The organism is Agrobacterium sp. CNPSo 2736, from assembly GCF_004005385.1.
GTDB classification, from domain to species: domain Bacteria; phylum Pseudomonadota; class Alphaproteobacteria; order Rhizobiales; family Rhizobiaceae; genus Agrobacterium; species Agrobacterium leguminum.
Window position 1 is genome coordinate 61080 of record NZ_RZTX01000021.1, and the last position, 15238, is coordinate 76317.

Sequence of the window (15238 nt, forward strand, 5' to 3'; positions counted from 1 at the left end):
GTGACGATGGCTGCCAAAACCTCGCGTCTCGCGCGCTTCACCAATCTCGAATTCGTCCTCGGCGCGTTCCTCACGACAGTCATCTGCCTTGCCGTCGTCTTTTCCGACGTGCTGTTTCCGGGCGGTGCGGACAAGATCGACCTGATGGCCCGCCTTGCCAAACCCTTCGCCAATGCCGCCCATCCGCTCGGCACCGATCCGCTCGGCCGTGACGTGCTCGCCCGTGTCGTCGCCGGCGGCAAGATTTCGCTGCTGGTCGGTTTCACATCCGTTATCGGCGCGGTCATCTTCGGCGTCGCGGTCGGTCTGGTCGCCGGTTATTATCGCGGCTTTTGGGATATGCTGGTCATGCGCTTTGCCGATATTCAGCTCGCCATGCCCTTCATTCTCTTGGCCATCACCTTCATCGCCATTGTCGGCGGCAGCCTCACCAACACCATCATCCTCTTGATCATATCGCAATGGGTGCAATATGCCCGCCTCGTGCGCGGCTCGGTGCTGACGCTTCGGGAACGGGAATTCATCCTTTCCGCCCGCGCCATCGGCGTGAAGGACTGGCGCATCATTCTCCAGCACCTGCTGCCGAACCTCATCGGCCCGGTCATCGTGCTGATGACGCTGAATGTCGCCAACAACATCCTCTTGGAAAGCAGCCTCACCTTCCTCGGCCTCGGTGTCGATCCGACCATCCCGAGCTGGGGCGGCATGCTGGCGGATGGCCGCACCTATCTGCAGACCGCATGGTGGGTCAGCGTTTTCCCCGGCCTTGCCATCCTTCTGACCGTGCTTGGCCTTAACCTTCTCGGCGACTGGCTGCGCGACAGCCTCGACCCCACCGGCAGAACCTCGAGGTAACAGCGATGAGCCAGATTTTCGACCAGACTTTCGAACGCACGCTGGATGCGCTTCTCGCCAATGCCGAGCCCGGCCAGTCCTTCGAGGCATGGAGCTTCGATGACGCCAAAAGCCGCCGCGAAGCCGAAAACCGGCTGAAGAAAAAGGGCGTCAGCGCCCGCATCCGCAGCGCCTACAAACCGCTTCTCTTCACCTTTCTGGAAGAGATCAATCTGGATGGTGTCGATACCATCGAGGTACGTTACCCGGTGCACGCGAACGCCCCCGCCAATCGTTTCCGGCTGGAAGCCTATCCGCTGGCGGCTCTGGTGGGCGATGCGAAGATCGACTTCGTCGCCCGAAAAGACGACGCCTTCCATTATGATGTTACGCTGACCCGTAACGGCAGGAAGGAAACCCTGAAGATTCTGGCGCCAAACCGGGTGCACACCGATATCGTGGGCGAAACCAATGTTTCCCCCACGGGCTGGTTCCGGCTTGCCGGCGATGCTGTGGGTGAGCGGTTGGAGACGGATTACGAACGGCTTTTCGAAGCGGCGATCCATGCCGTCGCCAACCACGGCTGGGGCGATGAAGAGCCCTATTTCGAGGAACTGAACATCCGCGTCGCGCATCCAGCCGAAGATCTGCCGCTTTCCCTTGGCGATGAGGTCGTCAGCCTGCGCGAGGCGCTGCATGAGGATTTCTATTTCTCGCTGCTGGAGTTCTTCCAGAAGAAGTCCGGCCGGCCGCTGGGCGACCGGGGCCTGAAACCCGGCCAGATCGTGCCGGAAATCGTGAAAAGCGAAGGCGAAGTCTCCGTCCGCATCGAAGCCCGCACGCTCACCACAGCCTTTCTCGATGGCCGTGAACAGCCGATCGATACGGCCAGCGAACCGGTTGCGGCAGGCCAGCTCGCGAAACTGCTTGAAGACATCGGCGGCGAGGCCTTCGAGGCCCGCTCCCGTTCCGGCCGTATTCTTGCCGCCCGTTATGTAGCCGGCAGCGATGCCGCAGTGATGATCAGCGGCGGCCAGCATCCCAACGAGACCACAGGCATCGTCGGCGCCATCCGCGCCGCCCGCAAACTCGCAGAACGCAGGGGCGCGCATTTCACCATTTCGCCGCTGGAAAATCCGGACGGTTACGCCCTGCATCAAAGGCTGAGAGCCGACAATCCGCGCCACATGCATCACGCGGCGCGTTACACCGCGCTCGGCGACGATCTCGAATATCGCACGCGGGAAAATTCGGGTGCCCACCTCAATGAGAAGGCAATCCGTTTCAGGGCGCAGGAGATGAGCGACGCGAGCCTGCATGTGAACCTGCATGGTTATCCATCCCACGAATGGACCCGGCCGCTTTCCGGTTATGTACCGCGTAATTTCGCCATGTGGACGCTGCCGAAGGGTTTCTTCCTCATCATCCGCCACCATGCGGACTGGGAAAGGCAGGCCGAAGCCCTGCTCGACCGGGTAACCCGCCATCTCGGCGCCATTCCCGGCCTGCTCGATTACAACAACCGACAGATCGCTCTTTATGAAATCCACGCCGGCGAAACCGGTTTCCGCATCATCAACGGTTTCCCGTGCCTGTCCTCCGTCGATGACCGCCACACCGTGCCGATGACGCTAATCACCGAATATCCGGACGAGACGATCTACGGCAACGATTTCATCACCGGCCACACCGCACAGATGGAAACGGTGCTCTCCGCCTATGATGCCTGGCAGGAGATTCTCGTCGGGGAAGTCGCCTGATATTCAGGCCGCCCTCGATGGGCGGCCTATTTTCCCGCCGTGCCAGCGAGTTTTTGGTCCCGCTGCTTCTGCAAAAGCCTCTTGCCCTTGCTCAGAATATGGAGATTAGCGGCATCAAGCTTGTTGTACCCCGCCTGAATAATATCCAGATCGGCAACGTGACCGATTGCTGCCAGTTCATGCATCACGTCGCCAATAGCGACATCGACACTCGGCTTTTGCAGGTTGACCACATCCTCCACCGCAGCGTGCATGCCTTGCGCGTCTCCGCCCATGACGCGATACAGCGCCAGCGCCTTGCGAAGAAATGCTTCGCGGCGCTCGATCTTATTGTTGAGTATACTTTCGCCAACGCGATCTCGCATCAACTCAACAACTCTATTTTGATATTCGCCCATCAGACACCAAATAAAGTTCACAATATGCTTCGCGAGGCTACAAACAATCCCCTTAGAACTGGTTAAGGCACGAGGCTTGCGCGGGTATGACCGTCATTTTCGAAACATGTCACAAAAGCTGGTTTTCATGAGGAAGCATTTCGATACCACGTCCCGCGAAAACGCCGGTCGTGATGGCTGCGGCGGCGCTATACATTGAGAATCACGGGATGATCACTATTGTGCGATCTCGCATAAGACAAACCCGGTGAGATGGGTATTGATAACCGTCAGGTTATTTATCACCCCCCTTATTTCATTTTACTTTGGCCACGGCACTCATCAATCTGGCAGTCTGGATCGGTGGATGGGAGCCACGGATCAATTGGGAGGAAATCATGAAATTACGGATCACCGCCGCCATCGCGGCCATCTGCTTCAGTACTGCCGCTTATGCCGAGACCATCAAGGTGGGCGTGGTCGGTCCGTTCTCCGGCCCCTTCGCGCTGCAGGGCAAGAACTTCAAGGCCGGCATCGATGCCTGGTTCGCGCTTCACGGCAACAAGGTCGGCGACGATACGGTGGAGGTCGTCTATCGCGATGTGCCGCAGGCCGATCCGGCGCAGTCCAAGGCGCTGGCGCAGGAGCTGGTGGTGAAGGAAGGCGTGCAATATCTCGCCGGCTTCTATTTCACCCCCGACGCCATGGCCGTCACGCCTTTGCTGAAGCAGGGCAATGTGCCGATGGTCATCATGAATGCCGCCACCTCGGCCATCGTGACGAAAAGCCCCTATGTGGTGCGCACCTCTTTCACCACCTGGCAGACCTCCACTCCCATCGCCAAGGTGGCCTTTGATGGCGGCGTGAAGAAGGTCATTTCGCTGGTCAGCGATTACGGCCCGGGCGTCGATGCCGAGAACGCCTTCAAGGCGGCCTTTACCGCCGCCGGCGGCGAGGTGGTGGAAACCATCCGCATGCCGCTTTCCACCAATGATTTCAGCCCGATCATGCAGCGCGTGAAGGATTCCGGCGCGCAAGGCGTCTTCGCCTTCCTGCCGTCGGGCCCGACCACGCTCGGCTTCGTCAAGGCCTTCAACGATAACGGCCTGAAATCCGCAGGCGTCAAGCTCTTCGCACCGGGCGATCTGACGCAGGAATCCGACCTGCCGGCGCTTGGCGAAGCCGCACTCGGCATGCAGACGACCTTCCACTACGCCGTTTCGCACGATTCGCCTGAGAACAAGACCTTCGTGGAAGCCGCCGCCAAGGCGATCGGCAATCCCAAGGAACTGTCCTTCCCCGCAGTCGGCGCCTTTGACGGCATGTATGTCATCAGCAAGATGATCGAGGCCACCGGCGGCAAACAGGATGCGGAAAAGGCGGTGGACGCGGTGAAGGGTCTTTCCTGGACAAGCCCGCGCGGCCCTGTCAGCATCGATCCGGAAAGCCGCCACATCACGCAGAACATCTATCTGCGCGAAGTGGCCAAGGGCGATGACGGCAATTATTACAACAAGGAAGTCCAGACCTTCGAAAAACAGGGCGATCCGGGCCTCGCCGCCGCGAAATAACCGGCGACACGGGCCTCGCCGCCGCGAAGTAACAGCGGCTCGTAAAGACGTTCCGGGTCGCCCGTCGCGGCCCGGTTCCGGCCCGGATGGGTATTGCAGCACCGGGAGGAGCTTTTCAGCATGCAGACGGTCTTCAGCATCCTTGTCGATGCGCTTGCCTATGGCATGGTCCTGTTCATCATCTCCATCGGCCTTTCAGTGACGATGGGGCTGATGCGGGTGGTCAATCTGGCGCATGGCGCCTTCGCCATGATCGGGGGTTATCTCGCCTCCTATGCCGCCCACGGCCTCGGCCTCGGTTACGCCGTGGCGATCCTCGTCGCCATTGTCGGCACCATCGTCATCGCCATTCCGCTTGAGCGTTTTCTCTATCGCCGCATCTATGGCGCACCCGAACTGACGCAGGTGCTGATGACCATCGGCATCACGTTCTGCATCATCGGTATCGCCAATTTCGTCTTCGGGCCGACACTCAAAACCATTCCCTTGCCGCAGCAGCTGGCCGGCCCCACCGATCTCGGCTTCCGCACCATCGCCACCCACCGCATCTTCGCCATTGCCTGCGGTCTGGCTGTTGCCGGCGCACTGTGGTTCACCTTCGAAAAGACCGCCTTCGGCATCAAGCTGCGCGCGGCGGTGGACAATGCCGCAATGGCGGCCGCACTCGGGGTTCGCACCGAGGTCATCTATGCCGTCAGCTTCGCCATCGCCGTCGGCCTTGCCGCCATGGGCGGCGTCATCGGCGCGGAACTGCTGCCGGTCGAACCCTATTATGCGCTGCGCTACATGGTTACCTTCCTCGTGGTAGTCTCGGTCGGCGGCGCGGGCTCCATTCCCGGCGCGCTGATCGCCTGCCTGCTGCTCGGCGCAATCGATACGACCGGGCGGTATCTCGCCCCCGAATATGGCGAATTCTTCTTTTACCTGGCGGTCATCGTGATCATCACGCTGTTCCCGCGCGGCCTTCTCGGAAGGGCGAAATGAGATGGCGGTGCTCATGAACGACGTGACTGAAACGGCAGACACCCCGAAGGCGCGCTCGCCGCTGCGCACGCTTGCGGGGCCGCTCCTCATCATCGCCGCCGCTGTTGCCGGTTATTACCTGTTTCCGGATAATCTGGCGCTTCTGACCCGCATCATCGCCATTGCGCTGCTCGTGCTGTCGATCGATCTCGTTACCGGCTATTGCGGCGTCGCCACGCTTGGCCATGCCGCGCTCTTCGGTGCTGGCGCCTATGCCGCCGGCATCGCCGCCGCCCATTTCGAGATTACCGATCCGCTGCTGATGACCGTGATCGGCGCGGCTGCGGGCGGCGTCGCGGGGCTGGTCTCCGGCACGGTTCTCTTGCGCGCCCACGGCCTGCCGCAGCTAGTTCTTTCCATCGCCGTCATCCACCTGTTCCATGAGGCGGCCAACAAGGCATCCGGCTGGACGGGCGGTAGCGACGGTCTTGCCGGCGTTTCTCCGGACGCACTGTTCGGCACCTTCGAATTCGATCTTTTCGGCCGCACCGCCTATATTTACGGCGTCTGTCTGCTGCTTGTCGTCTTCCTCGCCCTCAGGGTCGTGGTCAACTCGCCCTTCGGCATGTTGTGCCGCGGCGTCAAGCAGGACAGCATCCGCATTCAGGCCATGGGCGGCGGCGTCAACGGCACGATTTTGAAGATGTTCGTCATATCGGGCATCGTCGCCGGCATCGGCGGTGCGCTCAACGCCATTTCCACCCAGGTCGTCGGCCTCGACAGCCTCAGCTTCACGCTTTCGGCCGAAGCGCTGGTCATGCTGGTGCTCGGCGGCGCGGGCTCGCTTTACGGCGCGCTGATCGGCACCGTCACCTTCATGTGGTTCGAGGATGTCGTTTCCGCCGCCGATCCGTTCCACTGGCTCACCATTGTCGGCCTGCTGCTGATTGCCGTCGTGCTTTTTGCGCCGCGCGGGCTTTATGGCGCGGGTGAGCAGATCATCGCGCGCATCCGTGGAGGTCGCAAATGAGCGCCATTTTCGAAGTCTCCGGCCTCAAGAAGAATTTCGGCGGCCTCGTCGTCACCAACAATGTCTCGCTGTCGCTTTCGCCGGGAGACCGCACGGTGCTGATCGGCCCCAATGGCGCCGGCAAGACCACCTTCGTCAATCTCGTCACCGGCAATATCAAGCCCTCGGCCGGCACGGTGCGCATCGCCGGCGAGGATGTGACCGGCCTCAGCGCCAGCCAGCGGGTGAAACGCGGCCTCGTCCGCTCGTTTCAGGTCACGCGGCTGTTTCAGGACATGACGCCGGAGGAGCATGTGGCGCTTGCCATTCTCCAGCGCGAAGGCAAAACGGGCCGGATTTTCGGCCGTTACCGCGCCATGCCCGCGGTCATGAGCGAAGCCCGCGACATTCTCGGCACGCTTGGCCTCCTCGCACTTGCCGAAACAAGAGTGCGTGAAATCGCCTATGGCCAGCAGCGGCTGATCGAGATCGCGCTTGCCATGGCGCTTCGCCCGAAAATCCTGCTGCTGGACGAACCGGCCGCCGGCGTGCCTTCCACGGAAACCGCGCGCATCGAACAGGCGCTCGACCGGCTGCCGGCGGACCTCGCGATCCTGATGATCGAGCACGACATGGATCTGGTCTTCCGTTTCGCCAAACGTGTGGTGGTGCTCGCCGCAGGCGCGGTCATCTTCGACGGTTCGCCTGAAGACGTCACCAGCAATGCGGAAGTCCGCCAAGCCTATCTGGGAAGTTACGCCGATGCCCGCAGCGCCGCTTGAAATCGTCAACCTCACCGCCGGTTATGGCCCGACAAGGGTCATCGAGGGCCTGTCGCTTTCCGTGCCGTCGGGTTCGCGTTTCGCGGTTCTCGGCCGCAACGGCGTCGGCAAGACCAGCCTCTTCGCCACGCTCGCCGGCCAGACGAAACGCTTTGCCGGCGATATTCGCATCGGCGGGCAGGACATCGCCGCCCTGCCGAGTGCCGCCCGCGCCAAAGCCGGCCTCGGCTACGTGCCGCAGACCCGCGATGTGTTTCCCACCCTCACCGTCGAGGAGAACCTGTTCGTCGGCCTCAAGGCCCGGCCGAAATCGGCCATCGAGGAAGCCTACACGCTGTTTCCGCGTCTCAAGGAGCGCCGCCGCAATCTCGGCTCGCAACTCTCCGGCGGCGAACAGCAGATGCTCTCCACCGCCCGCACGATTCTCGGCCAGCCGCGGGTGCTGCTTCTCGACGAACCGCTCGAAGGCCTTGCCCCCGTCATCTGCGAAGAACTGATGGCGGCCTTCTCCAAACTGGCGCAATCGGGCGAAATGACCATTCTCCTCGTCGAACAGCGCATCCAGATGGCCATCGACTTCGCCGATCATGCCATCATCATGGAACGCGGCCGCATCGTCTGGGAAGGACCGTCGAGCGATCTTGCGGAGAACCCGGATATTATCGATACGCATCTCGGGGTTGGCGGGCTTCACTGAGCCAACGCATCATGTATATAATCTCTGTCATACCGGCCTTGAGCCGGTATCCAGCCAGCCCAAGTCCTTGAGGTGAAAAGACTCTTCGCGCCGCGCGGACGCGCGCCTACAGGATTCCGGCTAAAGGCAGCAATGACGGAGGGTGACCGATCACACAAAGCCCCCGCCGTCTCATTTGCCCTTCCTAAAAAACCCAATGGAATAAAAATTCCATTGCAGTTAAAGTGCACACGATTTCAGTCTGCACAAAGGAACGACAATGACGGCAATCGAGGCGCCAGAATCCGTAAAGGCTTTTGAGGAGCGACTGCTCCAGGTCGCGGAGGGTTTGCCGAAACGATTGCGGCAATGCGCCGATTATGTCGCCTCCAATCAGGACCGCATCGCCGTTTCCACCGTTGCCGAAATGGCGGAAGGGGCGGGCGTGCAACCTTCTGCCTTCATGCGGTTTTGCCAGATCATGGGCTTTTCCGGCTTTTCGGAAATGCAGCGGCTGTTCCGTGATTCCTATGTCGGCGGCTGGCCGGATTATGCCACGCGACTCGACCATCTGCGGGAGAAGGGCGATGAAAGCGCATCCGGCCTGCTTGCCGAATTCGTGGAGGCCGGCCGTTCCTCGCTGGAAATGCTGCTGAAATCGGTCGATACACGCCAGCTTGACGAGGCGGTTTCGGCTTTGGCCGGTGCGCGCACCGTGCATATCATCGGTCTGCGGCGGTCTTTCCCCATTGCCAGCTATCTCGCTTACGCCTTCGAGAAGATGAAGGTGCCGGCGGTTCTGCACAGTGCGGTCGGCGGGCTCGGCAATATCAGCGCCATTTCCCGTGACGACGCGCTGATCGCGATCACCTTTTCCCCCTATTCCGCTGAGACGCTGGAACTGGCGGAAAACGCCCGCGCCAACGGTATTCCGGTCGTTGCGCTCTCCGATTCCGCCGTCAATCCGCTCCGGAAATCTGGCGCGACGCTGCTGACCGTCACCGAGATCGATTTCGGCGCGTTCCGCTCGCTTTCCGCCACTCTCTGTCTGGCCATTACGCTGGCCGTGGCTGTGGGAACTCGCAAAACAGCCTGAATATTTTTATTGAAAACGGAAAAAATAGAATTTATGATCCAAATCCATGAAACGGGCATTCCATAATCGTCCGTCTCGTGACGAACGAAAATGAGCGGAGGAGGCTCATCGGAGCGGGATGGCGAAAGATGCGGGCGATCGTCGCCTGAATGCCGCTCCAGACATGTGAGGCAGACCGTACCGAGGTGCGGTGCTAAGGAGGAACCTTTTGAAAAAACTTGATCTCATCACGATCGGGCGCTCGTCTGTCGACCTGTATGGTTCACAGGTCGGCGGCCGTCTGGAGGACATGGCCTCCTTTGCCAAATATATCGGCGGCTCTCCCACCAACATCGCAGCCGGCGCCGCACGCCTCGGGCTCAACAGCGCCGTCATCACCCGTGTCGGCGATGAGCATATGGGCCGCTTCATCCGCGAACAGCTGGTACGCGAAGGCGTCGATGTGCGCGGCGTGAAGACGGACCCGGAGCGGCTGACCGCACTGGTGCTGCTCGGCATTCGTGACCAGAACCAGTTCCCGCTGATTTTCTATCGCGAAAACTGTGCCGACATGGCGCTCAGCGAAGACGACATCGATCCCGCCTTCATCGCCGAAGCCGGCTGCGTCTGCGCCACCGGCACGCATCTGTCGCATCCGAAGACGGAAGCGGCAGTGCTGAAGGCGCTGAAACTCGCCCGCGAAAATGGCGCGAAGACCGCGCTCGATATCGATTACCGGCCCAACCTCTGGGGTGTGGCCGGCCATGGCGATGGCGAGAGCCGTTTTGTCGAATCGCAGAAGGTCACCGCCAAGCTGCAATCCACCCTGCATCTGTTCGACCTGATCGTCGGCACGGAAGAGGAATTCCACATCGCCGGTGGCTCCACCGATACGCTGACCGCGTTGAAGGCCGTGCGCAAGGTTTCGAACGCGACGCTGGTGTGCAAGCGCGGGCCAATGGGTGCTTCGGTTTTCGCCGGCGATATTCCTGCCAGCCTCGACGATGGCGAGACGGGCGAAGGTTTCCCGATCGAGGTCTTCAACGTTCTGGGTGCGGGTGATGGATTCATGGCCGGGCTGTTCCGCGGCTGGCTGCGCGGCGAAGACTGGCCGACGACGCTGAAATACGCCAATGCCTGTGGCGCTTTCGCCGTCTCCCGCCACGGCTGCACGCCTGCCTATCCGAGCTGGGAAGAGCTGCAATATTTCTTCAAGGCCGGCATTCGCAACAAGGCGCTGCGCAAGGACGAGGCGCTGGAGCAGGTGCACTGGTCGACCAACCGCAAGGGCGACTGGGACACGATGCGCGTCTTCGCCTTCGACCATCGCATGCAGCTGGAAGCCATCGCCGACGAGCTTGGCGTGAAGCACGAGCAGATCGGCGCTTTCAAGAAACTCTGCCTTGAGGCTGCACAGCATGTTGCCGGCGACAGGCCGGGTTACGGCATTCTCTGCGATGGCCGTCTGGGACGTGACGCCCTGTTTGCCGCCAGCGGCTCGGGCCTCTGGATCGGTCGCCCGGTGGAATGGCCGGGTTCGCGCCCGCTGACGCTGGAACCCGATCTCGGCAAGGATTTCGGCGGTCTTTCCGAATGGCCGCTTGAAAATGTCGTCAAGGTTCTGTGTTTTTATCATCCCGACGATACGGATGAGATGCGCGCCACGCAGGAAGAGACCGTCATGCGTCTGTTCCAGGCGACACGCCGCAACCGGCTGGAAATGCTGCTGGAGGTCATTCCCTCCAAGGTCGGCCCAACCGACGATTTGACCGCCGCCCGCATCATCGAGCGCTTTTACGAGATCGGGGTCTATCCCGACTGGTGGAAGCTGGAGCCGATGAAGACCCGTGCTGCGTGGAAAAACGCCTGCGACGCGGTGCATCGCAACGATCCTTACGTGCGGGGCATCGTCGTTCTCGGTCTCGATGCACCGCAAAGCGAGTTGGAAGAGAGCTTCCGCCTTGCCGCCGGTTTCGATCTGGTCAAAGGTTTCGCCGTTGGCCGCACGATTTTCGCGGATGCCGCCCGCAGCTGGCTCGGTGGCAAGATGACCGATGAGGAAGCGGTCAGGGATATGGCGCAGCGCTATACCAGCCTGTGCCGCATTTGGGATGAGGCGCGCGCCAAAAAGGGAGAGGCAGCGTGAAGACAATCAGATTGACGGCTGCGCAGGCCATGGTTCGTTACCTGGCAGCGCAGATGAATGAACATGGCGAAACCTATATCGCCGGCATGTGGGCCATTTTCGGCCATGGCAATGTCGCCGGCATCGGCGAGGCGCTTTATGGCATCCGCGACGAACTGCCGACCTATCGCGGCCAGAACGAGCAATCCATGGCCCATGCGGCCATTGCCTATTCGAAGCAGCTGCGTCGCCGCCGCGCCATGGCGGTCACCTCCTCCATCGGCCCGGGTGCGGCAAACATGGTGACGGCGGCAGCGCTCGCGCATGTCAACCGCCTGCCGGTTCTGCTGATCCCCGGGGATGTCTTCGCCAATCGCGGCCCGGATCCCGTGCTGCAGCAGCTCGAGGATTTCGGCGACGGCACCATGACGGTGAATGACTGCTTCCGCCCGGTCAGCCGTTATTTCGACCGCATCATGCGGCCGGAACAATTGCTGACAGCGCTCCCCCGCGCCATGCGCACCATGACGGACCCGGCCGATTGCGGCCCGGTCACGCTCGCCTTCTGTCAGGATGTGCAGGCGGAAGCCTATGATTACCCTGTCAGCTTCTTCGAAAAGCGTGTCTGGCGCCAGCGCCGCCCGGAACCCGATATGGTAGAATTCGAAGAAGCCGTCGCCGCGCTTAAGGCGGCGAAGCACCCCATCATCGTTGCCGGCGGCGGCGTGCATTTTGCCGGCGCAACCGAAACCCTGAAACGTTTTGCCGAAACCCATTCCATTCCCGTCGTCGAAACGCAGGCCGGTAAATCGGCATTGGCGTGGGATCACGATCTCAATTTCGGTCCCGTCGGCGTCACCGGTGCTGAAAGCGCCAATATCATCAGCGAAAAGGCCGATCTGGTCTTCGGCGTCGGCACCCGTTTTCAGGATTTCACCACCGGCTCCTGGGCGCTGTTCAAGAACCCGAACCGCAAAATCCTGGCGCTTAACGTTCAGCCCTATGACAGCGCGAAGCACGATGCAATCAGCCTGACGGCGGATGCGAAGATCGGGCTTGAAAAACTCTCCGCAGCACTCGGCAGCCACCGTTTTGCGGCGCCGGATGCCGGTCTCAAGGCTGCATGGTTCGAAAAGGCCGATGCCGATACGGCAGCGCCGGGCGAGGACAATGCCAACAGCCTGCCGACAGACATGCAGGTCATCGGCGCGGTGCAGCGCCAGTCGCGCGACAATACCGTCGTGATGTGCGCGGCCGGCACCATGCCGGGCGAGCTTCACCAGCTGTGGAAATCCAGGCTGCCGCTCTCCTATCACATGGAATACGGCTTCTCCTGCATGGGTTATGAAGTGGCCGGCGGCCTCGGCATCAAGATGGCGGAACCGGACCGCGATGTGATCGTCATGGTCGGTGACGGCTCCTACATGATGATGAATTCCGAGCTTGCGACATCGGTTGCCATGGGCGTGAAGATCACGCTCGTCATCACCGACAACAGGGGTTACGGCTGCATCAACCGCCTGCAGATGGAAACCGGCGGCGCTGAGTTCAACAACCTCTACGCCCACACCAACGTCAACCCGATCGCCATCGATTTCGTGGCCCATGCGGGCTCGATGGGTGCGGACGCACGCAAGGTTTCCACCATAACCGAGCTGGAAGAGGCGCTTGCCGCGGCCCGTGCCTCCAGCCGCACCACCGTCATCGTCATCGATACCGATCCTTACCCGACGCCGCAGGCCGGCGGTCACTGGTGGGATGTCGCGGTGCCTGAAGTATCCGACCGCGCCGAAATCGGCCCGGCCCGCGCCCGTTATGAAAACCATGTCAAGGAAAGACAGTAAGATGATCCGTTACGGTACCAACCCGATTGCCTGGTCCAACGACGACGACCGCACGCTGGGCGCGCATATCAGCCTCGAACAATGCCTCGATGAGACCGCGAAGATCGGTTTCGACGGCATCGAGAAAGGCCACAAGTTCCCGACGGAGCCGGAAGGCCTGAAGGGCGTGCTTTCGCCGCGCGGCCTCTCTTTCGTCTCCGGCTGGCATTCGCTGAACCTTCTGACCGACGACATCGAATCCGAGAAGAAGGCCATGCAGCCGGCGCTCGATCTCCTGAAGGCCATGGGCTCGAAGGTCATCATCGTCTGCGAGACCTCCAACGCCATCCATGGCGATGACAACAAGGCGCTGGTCGACCGTCCGCGCCTTGCGGCCGAGGACTGGGCGAAATTCGGCGCGGGCGTCGAGGCGCTTGCCGCCTTTGCCGCAGAACAGGGTATCACCCTCGTTTATCACCACCACATGGGCACGGTGGTGGAGAGCGAAGAGGAAATCGATCTCCTGATGAAGCATACCGGCCCGAAGACGCATCTGCTGCTCGATACCGGCCATTGCCTGTTCGGCGGCGGTGATCCCGTGCGCGTCGCGCAGAAATATATGGGCCGCGTCGGCCATATCCATGCCAAGAACGTGCGCCCTGCCATTGCCGATCAGGTTCGGGGTGAGCGGCTCTCCTTCCTCGAAGGCGTTCGCCGTGGTGTGTTCACCGTTCCCGGCGACAGCGAAGGCGGCGTCAATTTCCCACCGGTTCTGAAAGTGGCGGCCGAGCATGGCTACAGCGGCTGGCTGGTAATCGAGGCCGAGCAGGACCCTGACGTGCGCAACCCGTTCGAATATCAGAGCCTTGGGCTGAAATCGCTGAAGGCTTTTGCGCGCGAGGCGGGGCTGGATAAGGCCGAGGCTGCTTGAGCTGAGCGGGTAGCGGGCGGCTATCCCGCCCGTCATACCGGCCTTGAGCCGGTATCCAGCCAGCCCAAGTCTCTGGCTGAAAAGAGTTGTCCCCGCCGCGCAGACGCGCGTCGGCCGGACCCCGGCTCAAGGCCGGGGTGACGAGACGACAAGAACCAACGAACGAATGACCAAAAAGGAACACCACCATGACCTCACTTCTGCGCAAGCCGGTCGCGACCAGCGGCAAGGTGCACGATATCACGCCCCAAAGCGCGGATTGGGGTTATGTCGGTTTCGGCCTCTACCGCCTGAAACCGGGTGAGACGGCGGCGGAAAACACCGGCGATACCGAAGTCATCCTCGTGCTGGTCGAAGGCAAGGCGACGATCTCCGCGGGGGGGAAGGATTTCGGTGAACTCGGCGACCGCATGAATGTGTTCGAACGCAAACCGCCGCATTGCGTCTACGTGCCCGCAGGCTCCGAATGGTCGCTGACCGCCACGACCGATTGCACCGTCGGCGTCTGCACCGCACCCGGCGAAAAAGGCAGCCGCGAGGCGCAGCAGATCGGCCCGAACGGCGTGCAGCTGACCGAACGCGGCAAGGGCGCCAATACGCGTTACATCTTCCCCATCGCCATGGAAGAGCGCGACGTGGCCGACAGCCTGCTGGTGACGGAAGTCTTCACGCCGTCGGGCAACTGGTCGTCCTATCCGCCGCACCGGCATGATGAGGATAACTATCCAGACATGACCTATCTGGAAGAGACCTATTATCATCGTCTCAACCCGGCGCAGGGTTTCGGTTTCCAGCGCGTCTTCACCGAAGACGGATCGCTGGATGAGACCATGGCGGTGTCGGACGGCGATGTCGTGCTGGTTCCCAAGGGCCACCACCCCTGCGGCGCGCCCTATGGTTATGAGATGTATTATCTGAACGTGATGGCGGGTCCGATGCGCAAATGGCGCTTCAAGAACCACCCGGATCACGACTGGATTTTCAAGCGGGATAATCCCTGAGACGCGCAACGTCCCTCATTCCTGTGCTTGTCACAGGAATCCTGTGTATTGGATTTGTGCTATGTAGAGTGCGGGCGGAAGGCCGTCGGAATCCTGGTCGTTAGAGACCGCCTGCTGGCTTTTGGACCTCCGCCCGCTCTGATAATCCCAACCTGAACAGTTGATGGAGGCCGTGAGCGCGGACCTCGTAGCACAGGATGAGGCTTGCCATGGTACACCCTGTTTACATCGGATGCGACGTCTCAAAGGCACATCTGGATCTTTTCGATGCCGCAACACAAAAAGCCGTCCGCATCGCCAATACCGGCACC

At 61.3% G+C, this 15238-nt stretch carries 13 protein-coding genes; 12 read left to right on the plus strand and 1 reads right to left on the minus strand.

The window, feature by feature from the left end; genetic code table 11:
- Positions 1 to 6: 6 nt before the first annotated feature.
- Positions 7 to 855, plus strand: a complete 849-nt coding sequence (locus EM858_RS24465) for an ABC transporter permease (RefSeq protein WP_127758263.1) — start codon at positions 7 to 9, stop codon at positions 853 to 855.
- Positions 856 to 860: 5 nt separating this feature from the next.
- Complete coding sequence (locus tag EM858_RS24470; protein WP_127758264.1) at positions 861 to 2594, plus strand: M14 family metallopeptidase; 1734 nt, start codon at positions 861 to 863, stop codon at positions 2592 to 2594.
- A 26-nt stretch (positions 2595 to 2620) separates the two neighbouring features.
- Here the strand turns inward: EM858_RS24470 and EM858_RS24475 are convergent, their stop codons facing one another.
- Positions 2621 to 2992, minus strand: coding sequence for a hypothetical protein (locus tag EM858_RS24475; RefSeq protein WP_127758275.1), 372 nt, complete (start codon positions 2990 to 2992; stop codon positions 2621 to 2623).
- A gap of 377 nt (positions 2993 to 3369) precedes the next feature.
- Between EM858_RS24475 and EM858_RS24480 the strand changes: the two genes are divergently transcribed.
- From EM858_RS24480 to iolB, 10 genes are all read left to right on the plus strand, one after another.
- Positions 3370 to 4542 (plus strand): ABC transporter substrate-binding protein, encoded by a 1173-nt coding sequence (locus EM858_RS24480; protein WP_127758265.1) that lies wholly within the window; start codon positions 3370 to 3372, stop codon positions 4540 to 4542.
- A 120-nt stretch (positions 4543 to 4662) separates the two neighbouring features.
- Positions 4663 to 5526 (plus strand): branched-chain amino acid ABC transporter permease, encoded by an 864-nt coding sequence (locus tag EM858_RS24485; RefSeq protein WP_003519826.1) that lies wholly within the window; start codon positions 4663 to 4665, stop codon positions 5524 to 5526.
- A gap of 1 nt (position 5527) precedes the next feature.
- The gene (locus tag EM858_RS24490; RefSeq protein WP_127758266.1) at positions 5528 to 6535 is read left to right on the plus strand and encodes a branched-chain amino acid ABC transporter permease; all 1008 of its coding nucleotides are present in this window, start codon (positions 5528 to 5530) and stop codon (positions 6533 to 6535) included.
- Positions 6532 to 7296: an ABC transporter ATP-binding protein gene (locus EM858_RS24495; protein ID WP_080842971.1), complete on the plus strand. Its 765-nt coding sequence runs from the start codon at positions 6532 to 6534 to the stop codon at positions 7294 to 7296. The genes EM858_RS24490 and EM858_RS24495 overlap by 4 nt, the downstream gene beginning before the upstream one ends.
- Complete coding sequence (locus tag EM858_RS24500) at positions 7277 to 7993, plus strand: ABC transporter ATP-binding protein (protein ID WP_003519829.1); 717 nt, start codon at positions 7277 to 7279, stop codon at positions 7991 to 7993. The genes EM858_RS24495 and EM858_RS24500 overlap by 20 nt, the downstream gene beginning before the upstream one ends.
- 259 nt (positions 7994 to 8252) lie before the next feature.
- A complete protein-coding gene (locus EM858_RS24505) occupies positions 8253 to 9068 on the plus strand; it encodes a MurR/RpiR family transcriptional regulator (RefSeq protein WP_127758267.1) in 816 nt (271 codons plus the stop codon).
- Positions 9069 to 9276: 208 nt separating this feature from the next.
- Positions 9277 to 11193 (plus strand): 5-dehydro-2-deoxygluconokinase, encoded by a 1917-nt coding sequence (gene iolC / locus EM858_RS24510; protein ID WP_127758268.1) that lies wholly within the window; start codon positions 9277 to 9279, stop codon positions 11191 to 11193.
- On the plus strand, positions 11190 to 13016 hold the full coding sequence (gene iolD, locus EM858_RS24515; RefSeq protein ID WP_127758269.1) for a 3D-(3,5/4)-trihydroxycyclohexane-1,2-dione acylhydrolase (decyclizing): 1827 nt from the start codon (positions 11190 to 11192) through the stop codon (positions 13014 to 13016). The genes iolC and iolD overlap by 4 nt, the downstream gene beginning before the upstream one ends.
- A gap of 1 nt (position 13017) precedes the next feature.
- Positions 13018 to 13926, plus strand: coding sequence for a myo-inosose-2 dehydratase (gene iolE, locus EM858_RS24520; RefSeq protein ID WP_127758270.1), 909 nt, complete (start codon positions 13018 to 13020; stop codon positions 13924 to 13926).
- 188 nt (positions 13927 to 14114) lie between these two features.
- Positions 14115 to 14927 carry a 5-deoxy-glucuronate isomerase gene (iolB, locus tag EM858_RS24525; protein WP_003519834.1) on the plus strand — a complete coding sequence of 271 codons (813 nt, stop codon included), beginning with the start codon at positions 14115 to 14117 and terminating at the stop codon, positions 14925 to 14927.
- Positions 14928 to 15238 lie beyond the last annotated feature (311 nt).